Consider the following 18,240-nt stretch of genomic DNA (forward strand, 5'->3'; position numbering starts at 1 on the left):
TGCCCGCCCCAGCGATCGGCTGAGCCGATGCGTGCCGATCGCGTCTTCGCGTACGGCGCCGCCGCCGGCCTCCTCGGCGACCACCTGCTCGGCGATCCCCGCCGCGGGCATCCGGTCGCCGCCTTCGGCCGTGCCGCCGGCGCCGTGGAACGCCTGCTGTGGCGCGACCACCGGGGCTGGGGCGCCCTGCACACCGCCGTGTGCGTGGGTGGCACCATCACCCTCGCCGCCGCGGCCACTTCGGCCCTACGACCGTCCCGTACGGCCTCTGCCGCCCTCACCGCCGCCGCCACCTGGGCCGTCGTCGGCGGGACCTCCCTCGCGCGCGAGGCCGGGGTCGTCGGGCGGGCGCTGGAGGCCGGGGACATCGACGCCGCACGGGCGCGCCTGCCGCACCTCTGCGGGCGGGACCCGCAGGCCCTCGACGCCGACGGGATCGCCCGGGCCGTCGTCGAGTCCGTCGCCGAGAACACCTCCGACGCTGTCGTCGGCGCCCTGGTCTGGGGCGGCATCGCGGGCGTCCCGGGCCTGCTCGGGTTCCGGGCCGTGAACACGCTCGACGCCATGGTCGGCCACAAGTCGGCCAAGTACCGCCGCTACGGCTGGGCTTCGGCCCGCCTCGACGACGTCGCCGGCTGGCCGGGCGCCCGCCTCACCGCCGCCCTCGCGACCGTCGCGGGCGGCGACCCGCGCGGAGCCGCCCGCGCCTGGCGCACCGACGCCCGCAAACACCCCAGCCCCAACGCCGGCCCCGTGGAGGCCTCCTTCGCGGGCGCCCTCGGCGTGCGCCTCGGCGGGACGCTCTCCTACGGCGGCCGGGTCGAGCACCGGCCCGTGCTCAACGGAGACGGTCGCCCCGTCGCCGTACCGGACATCGCGCGTGCCGTACGGCTGTCCCGGCGGGTCGGTCTGCTCGCGCTCGGGGTCAGTGTCGCCGGGCGGTTGCTCGTGAAGGGACGGAAGTCATGAGCGGCGGCGGGCTGTTGGTGGCCGGCACCACCTCGGACGCCGGCAAGAGTGTCGTGACCGCCGGGATCTGCCGGTGGCTGGTGCGGCAGGGCGTGAAGGTCGCGCCGTTCAAGGCACAGAACATGTCGCTGAACTCGTTCGTGACGCGCGAGGGCGCCGAGATCGGGCGGGCGCAGGCCATGCAGGCGCAGGCGTGCCGGATCGAGCCGACCGCGCTGATGAATCCCGTGCTGCTGAAGCCGGGCAGCGACCGCACCAGCCAAGTCGTGCTGATGGGCAGGCCCGTTGGCGAGATGAGTGCCCGTGGCTATCACGGCGGGCGGCAAGAGGCCCTGCTCGGCACGGTGTTGGACTGTCTCGCCGAGTTGCGGGGCACGTATGACGCGGTGATCTGTGAGGGGGCCGGTTCGCCCGCCGAGATCAATCTGCGGCGGACCGACATCGTGAACATGGGCATCGCGCGCAATGCCCGACTGCCCGTGCTCGTGGTCGGCGACATCGACCGCGGGGGCGTCTTCGCCTCCTTCTTCGGGACCGTCGCGCTGCTCAGCCCCGAGGACCAGGCGTTCGTCGCCGGGTTCCTCGTCAACAAGTTCCGCGGCGATGTGTCGCTGCTGGAACCGGGGTTGGAGATGCTGCTCGGCCTCACCGGGCGGCGGACGTACGGCGTGCTGCCGTTCCGGCACGGGCTCGGGATCGACGAGGAGGACGGGCTGCGCATCTCGTCGCGCGGCACCGTGCGCGAGTCGAACACCGCGCCGCCGGTCGGCGAGGACGTGCTGCGGGTCGCCGTCTGCGCGATCCCCCTCATGTCCAACTTCACCGACGTGGACGCGCTGGCCGCCGAACCGGGCGTCGTGGTGCGGTTCGTGGACCGGCCGGAGGAGTTGGCCGACGCGGACCTCGTCGTGATTCCGGGGACCCGGGGGACGGTGAAGGCGCTGGAGTGGCTGCGGGAGCGCGGCCTCGCCGACGCCCTCGTCCGCAGGGCCGCCGAGCAGCGGCCGACTCTCGGTATCTGCGGTGGCTTTCAGATCCTCGGCGAGCACATCGACGACGAGGTCGAGAGCCGGCAGGGCTCGGTCGACGGGCTCGGCGTCCTGCCGCTGCGCGTGCGGTTCGCGCGCGAGAAGACCCTCACCCGGCCGGTGGGCGAAGCCCTCGGCGAGCCGGTCGAGGGATACGAGATCCATCACGGGGTGGCCCAACTCACCGGCGGGGATGCCTTCTTGGACGGGTGCCGGGTCGGTCAGACCTGGGGTACCCACTGGCACGGCTCGCTGGAGTCGGACGGGTTCCGGCGGGCGTTCCTGCGCGAGGTCGCGGCCGCCGCGGGCCGCCGGTTCGTGCCGGCGCCCGACACCTCGTTCGCCGCGCTGCGCGAGGAGCAGCTCGACCGGCTCGGCGACCTCATCGAACAGCACGCGGACACGGACGCGCTCTGGCGACTCATCGAGTCCGGCGCGCCGCAAGGACTGCCTTTCATTCCACCGGGAGCGCCCGCATGAGCACAGTGTTGTTGTTGTCGACCGCCGACACGGATCTGCTGGCGGCCCGGGCCTCCGGCGCCGGGTACCGGATCGGCAACCCGAACCGGGTGGACGTGGCAGCCGAGTTGCCCGCGCTCGTCGCTGGCGCGGACGTCGCCGTCGTACGACTGCTCGGCGGCAAGCGCGCCTGGGAGGACGGACTCGCCGCGCTGAAGGCGTCCGGGATTCCGACCGTGCTGCTCGGCGGAGAGACCGTCCCCGACGCCGAGTTGATGGCCGAGTCGTCCGTACCGGCTGGTGTGGTCGCCGAGGCGCTCAGGTATCTCGTCGAGGGCGGGCCGGAGAACCTCGCCGAACTCGCCCGGTTCCTCTCGGACACGGTGCTGCTCACGGGCGAGGGCTTCGAAGAGCCGCAGAAGATGGCCGAGTTCGGTGTCCACGGCGAGCGCGCCTTCGTCGAGGGCCGGCCGACGGTCGGCGTGCTCTTCTACCGGGCGCATCACCTCAGTGGCAACACGGCCTTCGTGGACACCCTCTGCGACCAGATCGAGGCGAAGGGCGCCAACGCCCTTGCCGTGTACTGCGGTTCGCTGCGCGGCGCCGACTCCGGGCTGTACGAGATCCTCGGCAACGCCGACGCACTCATCGCCACCGTCCTCGCCGCCGGCGGCACCCACGCCTCGCAGGCCTCGGCCGGCGGCGACGAGGAGGCGTGGGACATCGGCGCGCTCGCCGACCTCAACGTCCCTGTGCTGCAAGGCCTTTGCCTTACGTCGTCCAGGGCGACCTGGGACGAGTCCTCCGCCGCCCTCTCCCCCATGGACGCCGCGATGCAGGTCGCGATCCCGGAGTTCGACGGCCGCCTCATCACCGTCCCGTTCTCCTTCAAGGAGCAGGGTCCGGACGACGTCCCGGTCTACGTCGCCGACCCCGAGCGGGCCGCCCGCGTCGCCGGAATCGCCGTACGGCACGCGAAGTTGAAGCACAAGCCGAACGCCGAGAAGAAGCTCGCGGTCGTCTTCACCGCCTATCCGACGAAGCACTCGCGGGTCGGCAACGCGGTCGGTCTGGACACGCCCGCCTCGGCGATCCGGGTGCTCGATGCCCTGCGGGACGCCGGGTACGGGGTCGATGAACACCCGGACAACGGGGACGAGTTGATCCATCGGCTCATCAACGCCGGTGGCCATGACGTGGAGTGGCTGACCGAGGAGCAACTGGCCGCCGCGCCCGCGCGCGTGCCGCTCGCCGACTACCAGGCCTGGTTCGACAAGCTCGAACCGGACCTCAGGCAGGGCATGTTGGACGCGTGGGGCGAGCCGCCCGGCAATCTCTACGTCGACGGCGACGACATCGTGCTCGCCTCCCTGCAGTTCGGGAACGTCGTCGTGATGATCCAGCCGCCGCGCGGCTTCGGGGAGAACCCGATCGCGATCTACCACGACCCCGACATGCCGCCGTCGCACCACTACATGGCCGCGTACCGGTGGCTGGACAACAGCTTCGGTGCCGACGCGATCATCCACATGGGCAAGCACGGCACCATGGAATGGCTGCCCGGCAAGGGACTTGGGCTCAGCAGTGGCTGCGCGCCCGACGCCGTACTCGGTGAACTCCCCCTGATCTACCCGTTCATCGTCAACGACCCCGGAGAGGGGACCCAGGCCAAGCGGCGCGGCCACGCCACGGTCGTCGACCACCTGGTGCCGCCGATGGCGCGTGCCGACACGTACGGCGACCTGGCCAAGCTGGAGCAACTCCTCGACGAGTACGCGCTCGTGTCCGACCTGGACCCGACGAAGGCGCCGGCCGTGCGCGCGCAGATCTGGACGCTGGTGAAGGCGGCCGAGCTGCACCACGACCTGCATGTGGACGACCAGCCGGACGACGCGGCGTTCGACGAGTTCGTGATGCACATCGACGGCTATCTGTGCGAGATCAAGGACGTGCAGATCCGCGACGGGCTGCACATCCTCGGCGGCGGACCGGTCGGCGAGGCACGTGTGAACCTCGTGCTCGCCGTGCTGCGCGCCTCGCAGGTGTGGGGCGGGCAGGCGAACGCGCTGCCGGGTCTGCGGGCCGCGCTGGCACAGCACTTCGGCCTGGTCGAGAAGGAGTTGCTGGCCGAGCCGGGTGCGCCGGTGAAGGTGCCGGTGGAGCTGAGCGAGCTGGTCGACGGGCCCGCCCGTTCCGCCGCCGACGCGATCGATCTGCTGGAGCAGCTGTGCCGCCGGTTCGCCGAGGGCATGGAGTCCCAGGAGTGGGAGGTAACGACCGTACCGGCCCTCGTCCGTGAGGTGATCGGCGCCGAACTCCCGGACGCCGTGGCCGTGTTGGAGTTCGCCTGCGTCGAGGTCGTGCCCCGCCTCTCCCGCACCACCGACGAGATCGACCACATCCTGCTCGCGCTCGACGGCGGTTACGTCCCGGCGGGTCCGTCCGGCTCCCCGACCCGTGGTCTGGTCAACGTCCTCCCGACCGGCCGGAACTTCTACTCGGTCGACCCCAAAGCGATCCCGTCCAGGCTGAGTTGGGAGGTCGGGCAGGCGCTGGCCGACTCGCTCGTGCAGCGCTATCTCCAGGACAACGGCGAGTTCCCCACGTCCGTCGGCCTCACGGTGTGGGGTACGTCGGCGATGCGCACCCAGGGCGACGACATCGCCGAGATCCTCGCGCTGCTGGGCTGCCGTCCCGTCTGGGACGACGCGTCGCGCCGGGTGACCGGCTTCGAGATCGTGCCCGTCACGGAGTTGGGCCGGCCGCGCATCGACGTCACGGTACGGATCTCCGGGTTCTTCCGGGACGCGTTCCCGCACGTCGTCGGGCTGATCGACGACGCGGTACGGGCGGTGGCCGAGCTGGAGGAGCCCCCCGAGTCCAACTACGTCCGCAAGCACGCCGACGAGGACACCGCCGAACACGGCGACCGCCGCCGGGCCACGGCCCGCATCTTCGGCTCCAAGCCGGGGGCGTACGGCGCGGGGCTGCTGCCGCTGATCGACGCGCGGAACTGGCGCAGCGACGCGGACCTCGCCGAGGTGTACGCCGTGTGGGGCGGTTACGCGTACGGGCGTGGGCTCGACGGGCGGGCGGCGCGCGGGGACATGGAGACCGCGTTCAAGCGAATTGCCGTGGCGGCCAAGAACGTTGACACCCGCGAGCACGATCTCGTCGACGCCGACGACTACTTCCAGTACCACGGCGGCATGGTCGCCATGGTCCGCCACCTGACCGGCACCTCTCCCGAGGCCTACGTCGGCGACTCCGCCACCCCGGACCAGGTGAAGACCCGCACGCTGGGCGAGGAGACGCACCGCGTCTTCCGTGCCCGCGTGGTCAACCCCCGCTGGATGGCGGCAATGCGGCGGCACGGCTACAAGGGTGCCTTCGAGATGGCGGCGACCGTCGACTACCTCTTCGGGTACGACGCGACGGCCGGGGTCGTCGACGACTGGATGTACGAGAAGCTCAGCGCGGAGTACGTCTTCGACCCGGAGAACCGGGACTTCATGAAGAAGTCCAACCCGTGGGCGCTGCGCGGAATCACCGAGCGGCTGCTCGAAGCGGCCGAGCGCGGACTGTGGGCCGAGCCGGACGCGGACACGCTGGAACGACTGCGGGCCACCTACCTGGAGCTCGAAGGCGACCTGGAGGGCGACGACAAGTGACAACTCCCTTTCCGTTCACGGCCGTTGTCGGCCAGGACGATCTGCGGCTCGCGTTGCTGCTGAACGCCGTGTCGCCGGCGGTCGGCGGTGTGCTGGTGCGCGGCGAGAAGGGCACCGCCAAGTCGACGGCCGTGCGCGCGCTTTCGGCGCTTTTGCCGGAGGTCGCCGTCGTGCCCGGCTGCCGCTTCTCCTGCGATCCCGCAGCGCCCGACCCGGCCTGCCCGGACGGGCCGCACGAGACCGGGCCCGGGGCCCAACGCCCCGCGCGCATGGTCGAGTTGCCGGTCGGTGCCTCCGAGGACCGGCTCGTCGGCGCGCTCGACATCGAGCGCGCGCTCTCCGAGGGCGTCAAGGCCTTCGAGCCGGGTCTGCTGGCCGACGCGCACCGGGGCATCCTCTACGTCGACGAGGTCAACCTCCTCCACGACCACCTGGTCGACCTGCTGTTGGACGCGGCAGCGATGGGCGCGTCGTACGTCGAACGCGAAGGCGTCTCCGTCCGGCACGCCGCCCGTTTCCTGCTCGTCGGCACGATGAACCCCGAAGAGGGCGAACTGCGACCGCAGTTGCTCGACCGCTTCGGCCTGACCGTGGAGGTCGCGGCCTCCCGGGAGCCCGACCAGCGGGTCGAGGTGGTCCGGCGCAGGCTCGCCTACGACGACGATCCCGCCGGGTTCACCGTGCGCTGGGCGGACGAGGAGTCCGCCGTACGCCAACGGATCGTGGCCGCGCGGGAGTTGCTGCCCTCTGTGCGGCTCGGGGACGGGGCGTTGCGGCAGATCGCGGCGACCTGTGCCGCCTTCGAGGTGGACGGCATGCGGGCCGACATCGTGATGGCCCGTACGGCGACCGCGCTGGCCGCGTGGGCCGGGCGGACCGATGTGCTCGCCGAGGACGTACGGCAGGCCGCGTTGCTCGCGCTACCGCACCGGCGGCGGCGAAATCCCTTTGACGCGCCGGGACTTGACGAGAACAAGCTCGACGAGACGTTGGAGGAGTTCGCGGAGCCGGAGCCCGACGATGATCCGGATCCGGACGGTGGTCCTGACGGGTCCGGTGGGGGTGGCGGACAGCCACCCGAGTCGGATTCCGACGGGCCTCAGGACGGGGACGCCGGGGCGCAGCCCGAGGCCGGCGAAGGCGGGGAGCCGCAGCCTTCGGGCGCGGGCTCGGGTGAGCAGCAGCCCGTGCGGGCCTCCGAGCCCTTCCGTACCAAGGTGTTGAGCGTGCCGGGTCTCGGCGAGGGTGCCGCCGGGCGGCGGTCGCGGGCGCGGACCGAGCACGGGCGGACCACCGGGGCCCGGCGGCCCCAAGGGGCGCTCACCAAGCTGCACTTGGCGGCGACCATCCAGGCGGCCGCTCCGCATCAGCTGGCGCGCGGGCGGTCCGGTCGTGGGCTGGTCGTGCGCCGGGACGATCTGCGACAGGCGACGCGGGAGGGGCGTGAGGGCAACCTCGTGCTGTTCGTCGTGGACGCGTCCGGGTCGATGGCGGCGCGGCAGCGGATGAGCGCGGTGAAGGGGGCCGTGCTGTCCTTGCTGCTCGACGCCTATCAACGGCGGGACAAGGTGGGGCTCGTGACCTTCCGGGGGTCCGCCGCGGATGTCGCCCTGCCGCCGACTTCCTCCGTGGACGCCGCCGCCGTACGGCTGGAGTCGTTGCCGACGGGTGGGCGGACGCCGCTTGCCGCAGGGCTGCTCAAGGCGCGTGACGTGCTGCGGGTGGAGCGGTTGCGGGATCCGGCCCGTCGGGCGTTGGTGGTCGTAGTGACCGATGGGCGGGCCACCGGTGGGCCCGAGCCGGTCGCGCTGGCCGGGCGGGCGGCGCGGTTGTTCGCCGCCGACGGGGTCGCTTCCGTGGTCGTGGACTGCGAGTCGGGGCCCGTACGGCTGGGGCTGGCCGGTCAGTTGGCCGGTGAACTGGAGGGTACGGCGGTGACGCTGGACGAGTTGCGGGCCGACTCGATCGCCGGGCTGGTCAAGGACGTTCAGAGGAGGGCCGCTTAATGCCGCAGGGGCAGCCAAGTGTCGTACCGGATGACGGACTGACGACTCGTCAGCGGCGGAATCGGCCGCTTGTCGTCGTGCATACGGGAGTTGGGAAAGGTAAGTCGACCGCTGCTTTCGGGCTCGCCCTGCGTGCCTGGAATCAGGGGTGGCCGATCGGGGTGTTCCAGTTCGTCAAGTCGGCGAAGTGGAAGGTCGGCGAGGAGAACGCCCTTCGGGTGCTGGGGGCTTCCGGCGAGGGCGGGTCCGTCGACTGGCACAAGATGGGCGAGGGGTGGTCGTGGGTCCAGCGCGACTCCCAGATGGACAACGAGGAGAAGGCGCGGGAAGGGTGGGAGCAGGTCAAGCGGGATCTCGCTGCCGAGACCTACAAGCTCTACGTGCTGGACGAGTTCGCCTACCCGATGCACTGGGGGTGGGTCGATGTCGATGAGGTCGTCTCCGTGCTGCGGGATCGGCCGGGCACGCAGCATGTTGTGATCACCGGGCGGAACGCGCCCGAGAAGCTCGTCGAGTACGCCGACCTCGTCACCGACATGTCCAAGGTCAAGCACCCCATGGACGCCGGTCAGAAGGGTCAGCGGGGTATCGAGTGGTGAAGCTGTCGTGACTTCCTCGTCCTCCCTGTTCTCCGTTCCTCGGTTGGTCATTGCCGCGCCGTCTTCCGGCAGCGGTAAGACCACCGTTGCCACGGGGTTGATGGCCGCGTTCGCCTCGCGGGGGCTTGCCGTGTCTCCGCACAAGGTCGGGCCGGACTACATCGATCCCGGGTATCACGCGCTCGCCACCGGGCGGGTGGGGCGGAACCTCGACGCGTATCTGTGTGGGCCGGAGTTGGTCGGGCCGCTCTTCGCGCACGGTGCTCGCGGGTGTGATCTCGCTGTTGTCGAGGGTGTGATGGGGATGTTCGACGGGGCTGTGGGGGAAGGGGAGTTGGCGTCCACGGCGCATGTGGCGAAGTTGCTGCGGGCGCCGGTTGTTCTTGTCGTCGACGCGTCTTCGCAGTCTCGGTCTGTTGCCGCGTTGGTGCATGGGTTTGCTTCCTGGGATCCGGAAGTTCGGGTTGGGGGCGTGATCCTGAACAAGGTGGCGTCTGACCGGCATGAGGCGTTGTTGCGGGAGGCGTTGGATTCGGCGGGGGTGCCTGTGCTGGGGGTGTTGCGGCGGGCTCCTCAGGTGGACACGCCTTCTCGGCATCTGGGGTTGGTGCCGGTTGCTGAGCGGCAGGCTGCGGCGGTGGACGCTGTTGCGGCTATGGGGGCGCAGGTGGTCGCCGGGTGTGATCTGGAGGGGTTGTTTGCGCTGGCGCGTAGTGCCGGTGCGTTGTCGTGTGCGGCTTGGGATGCGGGTGAGGCCCTGGTTTCTTCGCCCCCGCCGCCCCTACCCGTCCCATCACTGGGGGCTGCGCCCCCAGACCCCCATCGGCCTGAACGGCCTCGTCCTCAAACGCCGGACGGGCTGAGAATTGCCGTTGCCGGCGGAGCGGCCTTCACCTTCTCCTACGCCGAGCACGCCGAACTGCTCACAGCCGCCGGTGCCGAGGTCGTCGCATTCGACCCCCTGCGCGATGAGCAACTCCCGGACGGGACGCACGGGTTGGTGATCGGGGGCGGGTTTCCCGAGGTGTACGCCGCGGAGTTGTCGGCGAACGAGCCGTTGCGCAAGGCCGTCGGCGCGCTCGCCCACAGTGGCGCGCCGGTTGCCGCCGAGTGTGCCGGACTGCTGTATCTGTGCCGGGAGTTGGACGGGATGCCCATGTGCGGGGTGCTCGATGCGTCCGCGCGGATGAGCGAGCGGCTGACTCTGGGGTATCGGGATGCCGTCGCGTTGAGCGACAGTGTGCTGGCCGTGGCCGGGACGCGGATGCGGGGGCACGAGTTTCATCGGACCGTCGTCGAGCCCGGCTCGGGGGCGGCTCCCGCCTGGGGGGTTCGCGCCCCTGAGCGGCGGGTCGAAGGTTTCGTACAGCAGGGTGTGCACGCGAGTTATCTGCACACGCACTGGGCGGCCGAGCCCGGTGTGGCCCGTCGGTTCGTGGAGAGGTGCCGGACGTCATGAGCAGCAGCAGGTTGATCGGAGTCGGGGTGGGTCCCGGGGATCCGGAGCTGGTGACCGTCAAGGGTGTCAATGCTCTGCGGGCCGCCGATGTCGTGGTCGTGCCGGTCATGGACAGCGGTGAGCGGGGGCGGGCCGAGGCCACCGTTCTGCACTACGTGCCCGAGGAGAAGGTTCTGCGGGTCGTGTTCGCCCTCAACGAGCGGACCGACCGGGCTCGGCGCGAGGCCGCCTGGGATGCCGCGGGGGCCACCGTCGCCGGGCTGCTCGGCGCGAACAGCATCGTCGCGTTCGCCACCATCGGGGACCCGAACGTCTACTCCACCTTCACCTATCTCGCCCTGACCATCGGGGAGTTGGTGCCGGGGGTCGTTGTGGAGACCGTGCCCGGGATCACCGCCATGCAGGATCTCGCCGCGCGGTCCGGGGCCGTACTCACGGAAGGGACCGAGCCGCTCACGCTCGTGCCCGTGACCGCCGGGGCTGCCGTGCTCAAGGACGCGCTCGCCGGGCCGGGGACGGTCGTGGCGTACAAGTTCGGGCGGCAGGCGGCGGAGGTCGCCGAGGCGCTCAGGGAGACCGGGCGGATCGGGGACGCGGTGTGGGGGTCGGCGCTCGGGCTGCCCGAGGAGTCGATCAGGCCCGCCGCCGAGCTGGACGGGGAGCCGTTGCCGTACCTCTCCACGCTCATCGCGCCCGCGCGGCGCGAGGGCGGGCGGGGCGGGAAATTGTGACCGGTCGTAGATCAGGCCGCCGCGAGGCCCACCACCAGCCAGATGAACGCCGCTCCCGCGACCGTGCACAGCAGGGTCGCGGGTGCGGGGTGTTCGTGGTGGGCCTCGGGGAGGATCTCGGCGGCGGCGAGGTAGAGGAGCACGCCGCCGAAGAAGCCGAGATAGCCGCCGAGCAGGGCCTCCGGGATGGTGAGGAAGGCCGTCGAGGCGGCGCCTGCCACCGGGGCCGCCGCGTCCGCGACCAGCATCGCGATCGCCTTGCGGCGGGCGTTGCCGTACAGGCTCGTGATCGTGTACGTGTTGAAGCCGTCCGCGAAGTCGTGGGCGATGACCGCGAGCGCGACCGCCGTGCCCATTCCGCCGCCCACCTGGAAGGCGGCGCCGATCGCGACCCCGTCCATGAAGCTGTGGCCGACCATCGCGGACGCGGCCGTGAGGCCCACCTCGGGCGCGCGGCCGTTGTTCTCCTCGGCCCCGTGCGAGGCCTGGCGGGCGGCGAGCAGGCGTTCGACCAGATGGGCCACGAGGAAGCCGGCCACGAAGAGCAGCAGGGCGGCCGGTACGCCGAAGACCTCGCGGCCCGCCGCGTGCAGCGCCTCCGGCAGCAGGTCGAGGCCGACCACGCCCAGCATCAGGCCGCCGGCCAGGCCCAGGACGAGATGACGGCGGTCGGTCACGCGCTGTGCCGTCCAGCCGCCGGCCAGCGTCATCAGGAACGCGCCGAGCGCGACGAAGACCGCCATAGTCCCCTTGCTATCCGATCAACCCCTGTTCGCGCACATCCTGGACCACTCCACCCCCACGTGTACTGACGTTCCCGTTCTGTTTGTCCCGCTTGAGAGGATCCGACCCCATGGCCGATGCCGTTGCCGATACCCCCACCGGCAAGGTGACCTTCGTCGGTGCCGGCCCCGGCGCCGCCGACCTGCTGACGTTCCGTGCCGCGCGCGCCATCGCCGAGGCCGACGTCGTGATCTGGGCGGCCAGCCTGGTGCAGGCCGAGGTCCTCGACCACGCGCGCGTGGGTGCCGAGATCCTGGACTCGGCGACGATGTCCCTGGAGGACGTCGTCGCCGTCTACGAGCGGGCCCGGAGCGAGGGGCTGCGCGTCGCCCGTATCCACTCCGGCGACCCTGCCCTGTGGGGCGGTACTCAGGAGCAGGTCGACCGGTGTGCCGCGATCGGGATCGCGACCGAGATCGTCCCGGGGGTCTCGGCGTTCTCCGCCGTCGCCGCCCTCGCGCAGCGCGAGCTGACGATCCCCGAGGTCGCGCAGTCCGTCGTCCTCACCCGGCTCGGCGGCGGCAAGACGCCGATGCCGCCCGGGGAGGAGGTGCGGGAGTTCGCGCGCCACGGTACGACCATGGCGATCTTCCTGTCGGCCGCGCGCAGCGGGCAGTTGGTGCGGGAACTGTTGGAGGGCGGCTATCCGACGGAGACGCCCGTCGTCGTCGCCTACCAGGCGACCTGGCCCGAGGAACTGATCGTGAAGTGCACGATCGCCACGCTGGAGGAGACGGTCAAGGAGCACAAGCTCTGGAAGCACACCCTCTTCCTGGTCGGTCCGGCCCTCGACGCCCACGGCACCCGCTCGCACCTCTACCACCCGGGCCATTTCCACGGCTACCGCAAGGCCGACCCGGAGGCCCGCCGGGCCCTGCGCTCGCGGGGTGCCAGCACGTGATCACGGTCGTGGGGACGGGGACGGGGACGGGGGCGGTAGTCGCGGAGGACGTGCTCTACGGCGCCCGGCTCGTCGTCGGCGGGCGGCGCCATCTCGCCGCCGTCGCGGTCCCCGAGGACGCCGAACAGGTCGTCCTCGGTCCGCTCGCGCCCGCCCTCGACACCATCCAGGCCTACGTCGAAAAGGGCGAGCCGGTCGTCGTGCTGGCCTCGGGGGACCCCGGGTTCTTCGGGATCGTACGGGCGCTGGCGGAACGGTTCTCCAGCGACGCCCTCGACGTACGCCCCGGCGTCTCCTCCGTCGCCACCGCCTTCGCCCGCGCCGGGCTGACCTGGGACGACGCGGTCGTCGTCAGCGCGCACGGCCGTGACCTCCGTACGGCGGTCAACGCGTGCCGCGCGCATCCCAAAGTCGCCGTGCTGACCGGACCGGGGGCCGGACCCGCCGAGCTGGGCGCCGCGCTCACCCACCGGACCGGCGGGCGCGTCCTCGTCGTCGCGTCCGCGCTGGGCTCCGGGGAGGAACAGGTCGAGCGGGTCACGCCCGCCGAGGCCGCCGCCCGGGACTGGGGTACGGCGGTGAGCGTGGTGCTGTGTCTGGACGAGTCGCGGGTGCTCGGTGCCGTGCGGACGGTCGCCGGTGCTGCCGTCGGACCGGCCCAATGGGCGCTGGACGAGCGGGAGTTCGAGCACCGGGACTCGATGATCACCAAGTTCGAGGTACGGGCGCTGGCGCTGGCCCGGCTCGGGCCCCGGCTCGGCGACCTGGTCTGGGACGTCGGCTCGGGCTCCGGGTCCGTGGCCGTCGAGTGCGCGCGGCTCGGCGCCGCCGTCACCGCCGTCGAGAAGACCCGGGACGGTGTCGAGCGGATCCGCGCCAACGCCGAGGCGCACGGCGTCGACGTCCACACCGTGCACGGGGCGGCGCCGACCGTGCTGTCCGACCTCGACGACCCCGACGCCGTGTTCGTCGGCGGGGGCGGGCGCGAACTGCCCGCCATCGTCACCGCGTGCGCGCGGCGGGCCCGGCGGACCGTGGTCGTCGCGATGGCCGCGCTGGACCGGGTACCGGCCGTGCGGGAGGCTCTCTCGGCGGCCGGACTCACGGTCGACGGGGTGCTGTTGCAGTCGTCCCGGCTCGCGCCGCTGCCGGGTGATGTGACCCGGCTCGCGGCCACCAATCCCGTTTTTCTGCTGTGGGGGGTCCGAACCCAGGACCGAACCGAGGTCCGAACCCCCATGTTTCCAGAAGGAGTTGCTCTGTGATCGGCCTCATTTCCGCCACCGCGGCGGGCGCGGCTGCGCGCGACCGGCTGGCCGCCGCGTGGCCGGACCGTACGCGCGTGTACGAGGGTCCCGTCGGGGACGCCGTCCGGGCCGCGTTCGCGGAGTGCGAGCAGCTCGTGTGTTTCCTCGCCACGGGAGCCGTCGTACGGCTGATCGCCCCGCTGCTGGGCGACAAACGGACCGACCCGGGGGTCGTGACCGTCGACGAGGGCGGCCGGTTCGCCGTGTCGCTGGTCGGCGGACATGGCGGCGGGGCCAATGAACTCGCCGCGGAAGTGGGCGAGTTGCTCGCCGCGCAGCCGGTGGTGACGACGGCCACGGACGCGGTGGGTGTCCCCGGCCTCGACACGCTCGGGTTCCCCGTGGAGGGCGACGTCGCCGGGGTCACGCGGGCCCTGCTGGACGGCGAACCGGTCACCCTGGACTCCGAGTTGGCGTGGCCGCTGCCGCCGTTGAAGGTGTCGTCCCATGGTGCCCACGTCATTCGCGTCACCGATCGCGCCGTCGAACCCGGTGAGCGGGAGGTCGTGCTGCGGCCGCCGTCCCTCGTCGTCGGCGTCGGCGCCTCCAAGGGCGCACCCGTGAACGAGGTGCTCGCGTTGGTCTACGACGCTCTGCGCGAGGCGGAACTGTCCGTCGGTAACATCGCCGAACTCGCCACCGTGGACGCCAAGGCCGACGAGCCCGGCATCGTCCAGGCGGCTCAGCGCCTGAGTGTGCCGCTGGTGACCTACTCCGCCGAGGAGTTGGCCGCCGTAGAGGTGCCCAATCCGTCGGACGCGCCGCTCGCGGCCGTGGGCACGCCGTCTGTCGCGGAGGCCGCCGCGCTCGTCGGCGGGGGCGAACTCCTCGTCCCCAAGCGGAAGTCGGAGCGCGCCGACGGGCAAGCGGCGATGGCGACCTGTGCTGTCGTACGGCGTCTCGCGCGCGGGCGGCTCGCGGTGGTCGGGCTCGGGCCCGGCGCCCGGGATCTGCTCACCCCGCGTGCCAAGGCCGAACTCCGGCGCGCCGCCGTGCTGGTGGGGCTCGACCAGTACGTCGACCAGATCCGCGATCTGCTGCGGCCCGGGACGCTGGTCCTGGAGTCGGGGCTCGGTGCCGAGGAGGAGCGGGCGCGTACCGCCGTCGCCGAGGCGCGCAAGGGGCAGGCCGTCGCGCTGATCGGCAGCGGGGACGCCGGGGTGTACGCGATGGCCTCGCCCGCGCTCGCGGAGGCGTCCGACGACATCGACGTGGTCGGAGTCCCGGGCGTGACCGCCGCGTTGGCCGCCTCGGCGATCCTCGGGGCGCCGCTCGGCCACGACCACGTGTCCATCAGCCTCTCCGATCTGCACACGCCGTGGGAGGTCATCGAACGGCGGGTGCGGGCCGCGGCCGAGGCGGACATCGTGGTGACGTTCTACAACCCCCGCAGCCGGGGCCGGGATTGGCAGCTCCCCAAGGCCCTCTCCATCCTCTCCGAGCACCGGGAACCGACGACGCCGGTCGGTGTCGTACGGAACGCGTCACGGCCCGACGAGTCCAGCCGGCTGACGACAATGGCCGCGCTGGATCCGGCGTGGGTCGACATGATGACGGTGGTGACCGTGGGCAACACGGCCACCCGGGACATCGCGGGGCGCATGGTGACGCCGCGCGGGTACCGCTGGCAGGCGTCGCAGGCAGGGCAGGCAGCGCAGGAGGTGGCGAAGTGAGTTCTGTGGACCGTGCGGACCGCGTGGTTCATCCGATCGAGGTGGAGTCCTACCGGCGGATGCGCGCCCGGCTGGACACCTCGCACCTCCCACCACTGACCCGTGCGGTCGTGGAACGGGTCGTCCACTCCGCGGCCGATCTGGAGTACGCGTCCGATCTCGTCCTGGACGAGGGCGAGTTGGCGAAGGCGCACAGCGCGCTGCACGCCGGGGCGCCGGTCGTCGTGGACGTGCGGATGGTCGCGGCCGGGATCACCCGGCGCGAGACCGTGTGCCGGCTCCGGGACGCCAGGTCCGGGCCGGGGCTGACCCGTTCGGCACACGCGATCCGGCTCGCGTACGAGGAGGTCGGGCCCGGTGCCCTCTGGGTGATCGGCAATGCGCCGACCGCTCTGGAGGAGTTGCTGACGCTGGACGCCTCCCCCGCGCTCGTCATCGGGCTGCCCGTCGGTTTCGTCGGCGCGGTCGAGTCCAAGGCCGCGTTGCGCGAGAGCGGGCTGCCCGCGGTGAGCAACGTGTCCGAGAAGGGCGGTTCGGCGGTGGCCGCGGCTGCGCTGAACGCCCTGCTGTATCAGCCTGTTTCACATATCGAGGAGAAATCGTGACCACCCCGCCGCCCGCCCTGCTCATCGCCGGACACGGCACCCGGGACGAGGCCGGAGCCGAGGCGTTCCGGTCGTTCGTACGGGAGTTGGGCCGCCGTCACCCCGAACTGCCCGTCGCGGGCGGGTTCATCGAGCTGTCGCCGCCGCCGTTGGGCGACGCGGTGACCGAGCTGGTGGAGCGGGGGGTGCGCCGGTTCGCCGCCGTACCGCTGATGCTGGTGTCCGCCGGGCATGCCAAGGGGGACATCCCGGCGGCGCTGGCCCGGGAGAAGGAACGGCACGAGGGGATCTCGTACACGTACGGGCGTCCGCTGGGCCCGCATCCCTCGCTGCTGAAGGTGCTGGAGCGGCGGCTCGACGAGGCGCTCGGCGAGTCGGCGCGGACGCCCGCCGACCGGGCCGACGTGACCGTGCTGCTCGTGGGGCGCGGGTCGACGGACCCGGACGCCAACGCCGAGGTGCACAAGGCGGCGCGGCTGTTGTGGGAGGGGCGCGGATACGCGGGCGTGGAACCGGCGTTCGTGTCGCTCGCCGCGCCGGACGTGCCGAGCGGTCTGGACCGGTGCGTGAAGCTGGGCGCCCGGCGGATCGTCGTCCTGCCGTACTTCCTGTTCACCGGCATCCTGCCGGAGCGGGTGCGGCAGCAGACGGAGGGCTGGGCGGCGGCGCACCCGGAGATCAACGTGCTGTCCGCCGAAGTCATAGGCCCGGAGCCGGAGTTGCTGGACCTGGTGATGGAGCGGTACCGGGAGGCGGTCAAGGGCGATCTGCGGATGAACTGCGACTCGTGCGTGTACCGCATCGCGCTGCCGGGCTTCGAGGACAAGGTGGGGCAGCCGCAACAGCCGCACTTCCACCCGGACGACGACGGTCACGACCACGACGGTCACCACCACGGGAACCACCATCACGGTGGGCACGCCCATGCACACTGACAGAGCCCACGACCACGATCCGACGGACAGAGCGCACGATCTCCGCCATCACGGTGACGCCGAAGTCCGGGACGACGGCGCCCAGTTGATCGACCTCGCCGTCAACGTCCGCACGGACACGCCCCCGGCGTGGCTGCGCGAGCGGATAGCGGGTTCGCTGACCGGGCTCGCCGCCTATCCGGACGGGCGGGCCGCTCGGGCCGCGGTCGCGGCGCGGCACGGGCTGCCGGTGGAACGGGTGCTGCTGACCGCGGGCGCCGCCGAGGCCTTCGTGCTGCTCGCCCGCGCGCTGAAGGTCCGTCAGCCGGTGGTCGTGCACCCGCAGTTCACGGAGCCGGAGGCGGCGCTGCGGGACGCGGGGCACTCGGTGGGGCGGGTGCTGCTGCGGGAGACGGACGGTTTCCGGCTGGATCCGGGGGCGGTGCGGGCGGTGCCCGAGGACGCGGACCTGGTGCTGATCGGCAACCCGACGAACCCGACGTCCGTCCTGCACCCCGCTGCGGTGATCGCCGAACTCGCCCGCCCCGGGCGGACGTTGGTGGTCGACGAGGCGTTCATGGACGCGGTGCCGGGTGAACGGGAGTCGCTGGCGGGGCGGACCGACATCCCCGGCCTGGTGGTCCTCCGCAGCCTCACCAAGACCTGGGGTCTGGCGGGACTGCGGATCGGCTACGTCCTTGCCGCCCCCGAGACGATCGCGGAACTGGAGCGGGCCCAGCCGTTGTGGCCGGTGTCCACGCCGGCCCTCGCCGCGGCGGAGGCCTGTATGGAGCCGCAGGCCCTCGCCGAAGCCGCTCACGCCGCCCACCGCGTCACCGCCGACCGCGCCCATCTCGTCGCCGGACTGGCCGAGTTCGCCCCCGACGGCCTCCGCGTCATGGAACCCGCCGAGGGCCCGTTCGTCCTCGTCCGCGTCCCGAATGCCGTGGCCGTACGCCGGCACCTCCGCGACCTCGGCTTCGCCGTCCGCCGCGGTGACACGTTCCCGGGGTTGGACGAGGAGTGGCTACGGCTCGCGGTGCGGGACCGGCCGACAGTGAACCGGTTCTTGCAGGCACTGGACCAGGCGGTGACGTTGGCGGGGCGGTGAGGTCGACGGGACGGTGAGGTTGGC

14 protein-coding genes are annotated in these 18,240 nt (G+C 72.1%); 13 read left to right on the forward strand and 1 reads right to left on the reverse strand.

The window, feature by feature from the left end; translation table 11 throughout:
- The first annotated feature begins 27 nt into the window (after positions 1-27).
- From OG496_RS16220 to cobI, 7 genes are read left to right on the forward strand one after another with little or no spacing between them, the layout of a single operon-like run.
- Positions 28-969: a cobalamin biosynthesis protein gene (locus OG496_RS16220; RefSeq protein WP_405971344.1), complete on the forward strand. Its 942-nt coding sequence runs from the start codon at positions 28-30 to the stop codon at positions 967-969.
- Positions 966-2,477: a cobyric acid synthase gene (locus OG496_RS16225; protein ID WP_366494333.1), complete on the forward strand. Its 1,512-nt coding sequence runs from the start codon at positions 966-968 to the stop codon at positions 2,475-2,477. The genes OG496_RS16220 and OG496_RS16225 overlap by 4 nt, the downstream gene beginning before the upstream one ends.
- Complete coding sequence (cobN, locus tag OG496_RS16230) at positions 2,474-6,127, forward strand: cobaltochelatase subunit CobN (protein WP_405971345.1); 3,654 nt, start codon at positions 2,474-2,476, stop codon at positions 6,125-6,127. The genes OG496_RS16225 and cobN overlap by 4 nt, the downstream gene beginning before the upstream one ends.
- A complete protein-coding gene (locus OG496_RS16235; protein WP_366494331.1) occupies positions 6,124-8,133 on the forward strand; it encodes a putative cobaltochelatase in 2,010 nt (669 codons plus the stop codon). The genes cobN and OG496_RS16235 overlap by 4 nt, the downstream gene beginning before the upstream one ends.
- On the forward strand, positions 8,133-8,732 hold the full coding sequence (gene cobO / locus OG496_RS16240; protein WP_033287085.1) for a cob(I)yrinic acid a,c-diamide adenosyltransferase: 600 nt from the start codon (positions 8,133-8,135) through the stop codon (positions 8,730-8,732). Before OG496_RS16235 ends, cobO begins: the two co-directional genes overlap by 1 nt.
- Positions 8,733-8,739: 7 nt before the next feature.
- Complete coding sequence (locus OG496_RS16245) at positions 8,740-10,191, forward strand: cobyrinate a,c-diamide synthase (protein ID WP_405971346.1); 1,452 nt, start codon at positions 8,740-8,742, stop codon at positions 10,189-10,191.
- On the forward strand, positions 10,176-10,922 hold the full coding sequence (gene cobI, locus OG496_RS16250; RefSeq protein ID WP_366494329.1) for a precorrin-2 C(20)-methyltransferase: 747 nt from the start codon (positions 10,176-10,178) through the stop codon (positions 10,920-10,922). The genes OG496_RS16245 and cobI overlap by 16 nt, the downstream gene beginning before the upstream one ends.
- Positions 10,923-10,933: 11 nt before the next feature.
- Here the strand turns inward: cobI and OG496_RS16255 are convergent, their stop codons facing one another.
- The gene (locus OG496_RS16255) at positions 10,934-11,665 is read right to left on the reverse strand and encodes a ZIP family metal transporter (protein WP_266767361.1); all 732 of its coding nucleotides are present in this window, start codon (positions 11,663-11,665) and stop codon (positions 10,934-10,936) included.
- Between the two features lie 110 nt (positions 11,666-11,775).
- Between OG496_RS16255 and cobM the strand changes: the two genes are divergently transcribed.
- The 6 genes from cobM to cobC are packed head-to-tail and all read left to right on the forward strand — an operon-like array spanning position 11,776 to position 18,216.
- Entirely contained in the window at positions 11,776-12,606 is an 831-nt protein-coding gene (gene cobM / locus OG496_RS16260) for a precorrin-4 C(11)-methyltransferase (protein WP_405971347.1), read from the forward strand.
- Positions 12,603-13,871 (forward strand): precorrin-6y C5,15-methyltransferase (decarboxylating) subunit CbiE, encoded by a 1,269-nt coding sequence (gene cbiE, locus OG496_RS16265; protein WP_405971348.1) that lies wholly within the window; start codon positions 12,603-12,605, stop codon positions 13,869-13,871. Before cobM ends, cbiE begins: the two co-directional genes overlap by 4 nt.
- The gene (gene cobJ, locus OG496_RS16270) at positions 13,868-15,586 is read left to right on the forward strand and encodes a precorrin-3B C(17)-methyltransferase (RefSeq protein WP_405971349.1); all 1,719 of its coding nucleotides are present in this window, start codon (positions 13,868-13,870) and stop codon (positions 15,584-15,586) included. Before cbiE ends, cobJ begins: the two co-directional genes overlap by 4 nt.
- Positions 15,583-16,191: a precorrin-8X methylmutase gene (locus tag OG496_RS16275; protein ID WP_405971350.1), complete on the forward strand. Its 609-nt coding sequence runs from the start codon at positions 15,583-15,585 to the stop codon at positions 16,189-16,191. Before cobJ ends, OG496_RS16275 begins: the two co-directional genes overlap by 4 nt.
- Entirely contained in the window at positions 16,188-17,126 is a 939-nt protein-coding gene (locus tag OG496_RS16280) for a sirohydrochlorin chelatase (RefSeq protein ID WP_366494325.1), read from the forward strand. The genes OG496_RS16275 and OG496_RS16280 overlap by 4 nt, the downstream gene beginning before the upstream one ends.
- Entirely contained in the window at positions 17,116-18,216 is a 1,101-nt protein-coding gene (gene cobC, locus OG496_RS16285; protein ID WP_405971351.1) for an Rv2231c family pyridoxal phosphate-dependent protein CobC, read from the forward strand. Before OG496_RS16280 ends, cobC begins: the two co-directional genes overlap by 11 nt.
- The last annotated feature ends 24 nt before the right edge of the window (positions 18,217-18,240 follow it).

This window comes from Streptomyces sp. NBC_00988 (genome assembly GCF_045162645.1).
GTDB lineage: Bacteria > Actinomycetota > Actinomycetes > Streptomycetales > Streptomycetaceae > Streptomyces.

What these genes read in the sequence shown, in the direction of transcription:
- cobM (WP_405971347.1), top strand. Translation starts at nt 11,776, where the DNA reads ATGGCCGATGCCGTTGCCGATACCCCCACCGGCAAGGTGACCTTCGTC.
- cobC (WP_405971351.1), top strand. Translation starts at nt 17,116, where the DNA reads ATGCACACTGACAGAGCCCACGACCACGATCCGACGGACAGAGCGCAC.
- OG496_RS16220 (WP_405971344.1), top strand. Translation starts at nt 28, where the DNA reads ATGCGTGCCGATCGCGTCTTCGCGTACGGCGCCGCCGCCGGCCTCCTC.
- cobN (WP_405971345.1), top strand. Translation starts at nt 2,474, where the DNA reads ATGAGCACAGTGTTGTTGTTGTCGACCGCCGACACGGATCTGCTGGCG.
- OG496_RS16255 (WP_266767361.1), bottom strand. Translation starts at nt 11,665, where the DNA reads ATGGCGGTCTTCGTCGCGCTCGGCGCGTTCCTGATGACGCTGGCCGGC.
- cobO (WP_033287085.1), top strand. Translation starts at nt 8,133, where the DNA reads ATGCCGCAGGGGCAGCCAAGTGTCGTACCGGATGACGGACTGACGACT.
- OG496_RS16225 (WP_366494333.1), top strand. Translation starts at nt 966, where the DNA reads ATGAGCGGCGGCGGGCTGTTGGTGGCCGGCACCACCTCGGACGCCGGC.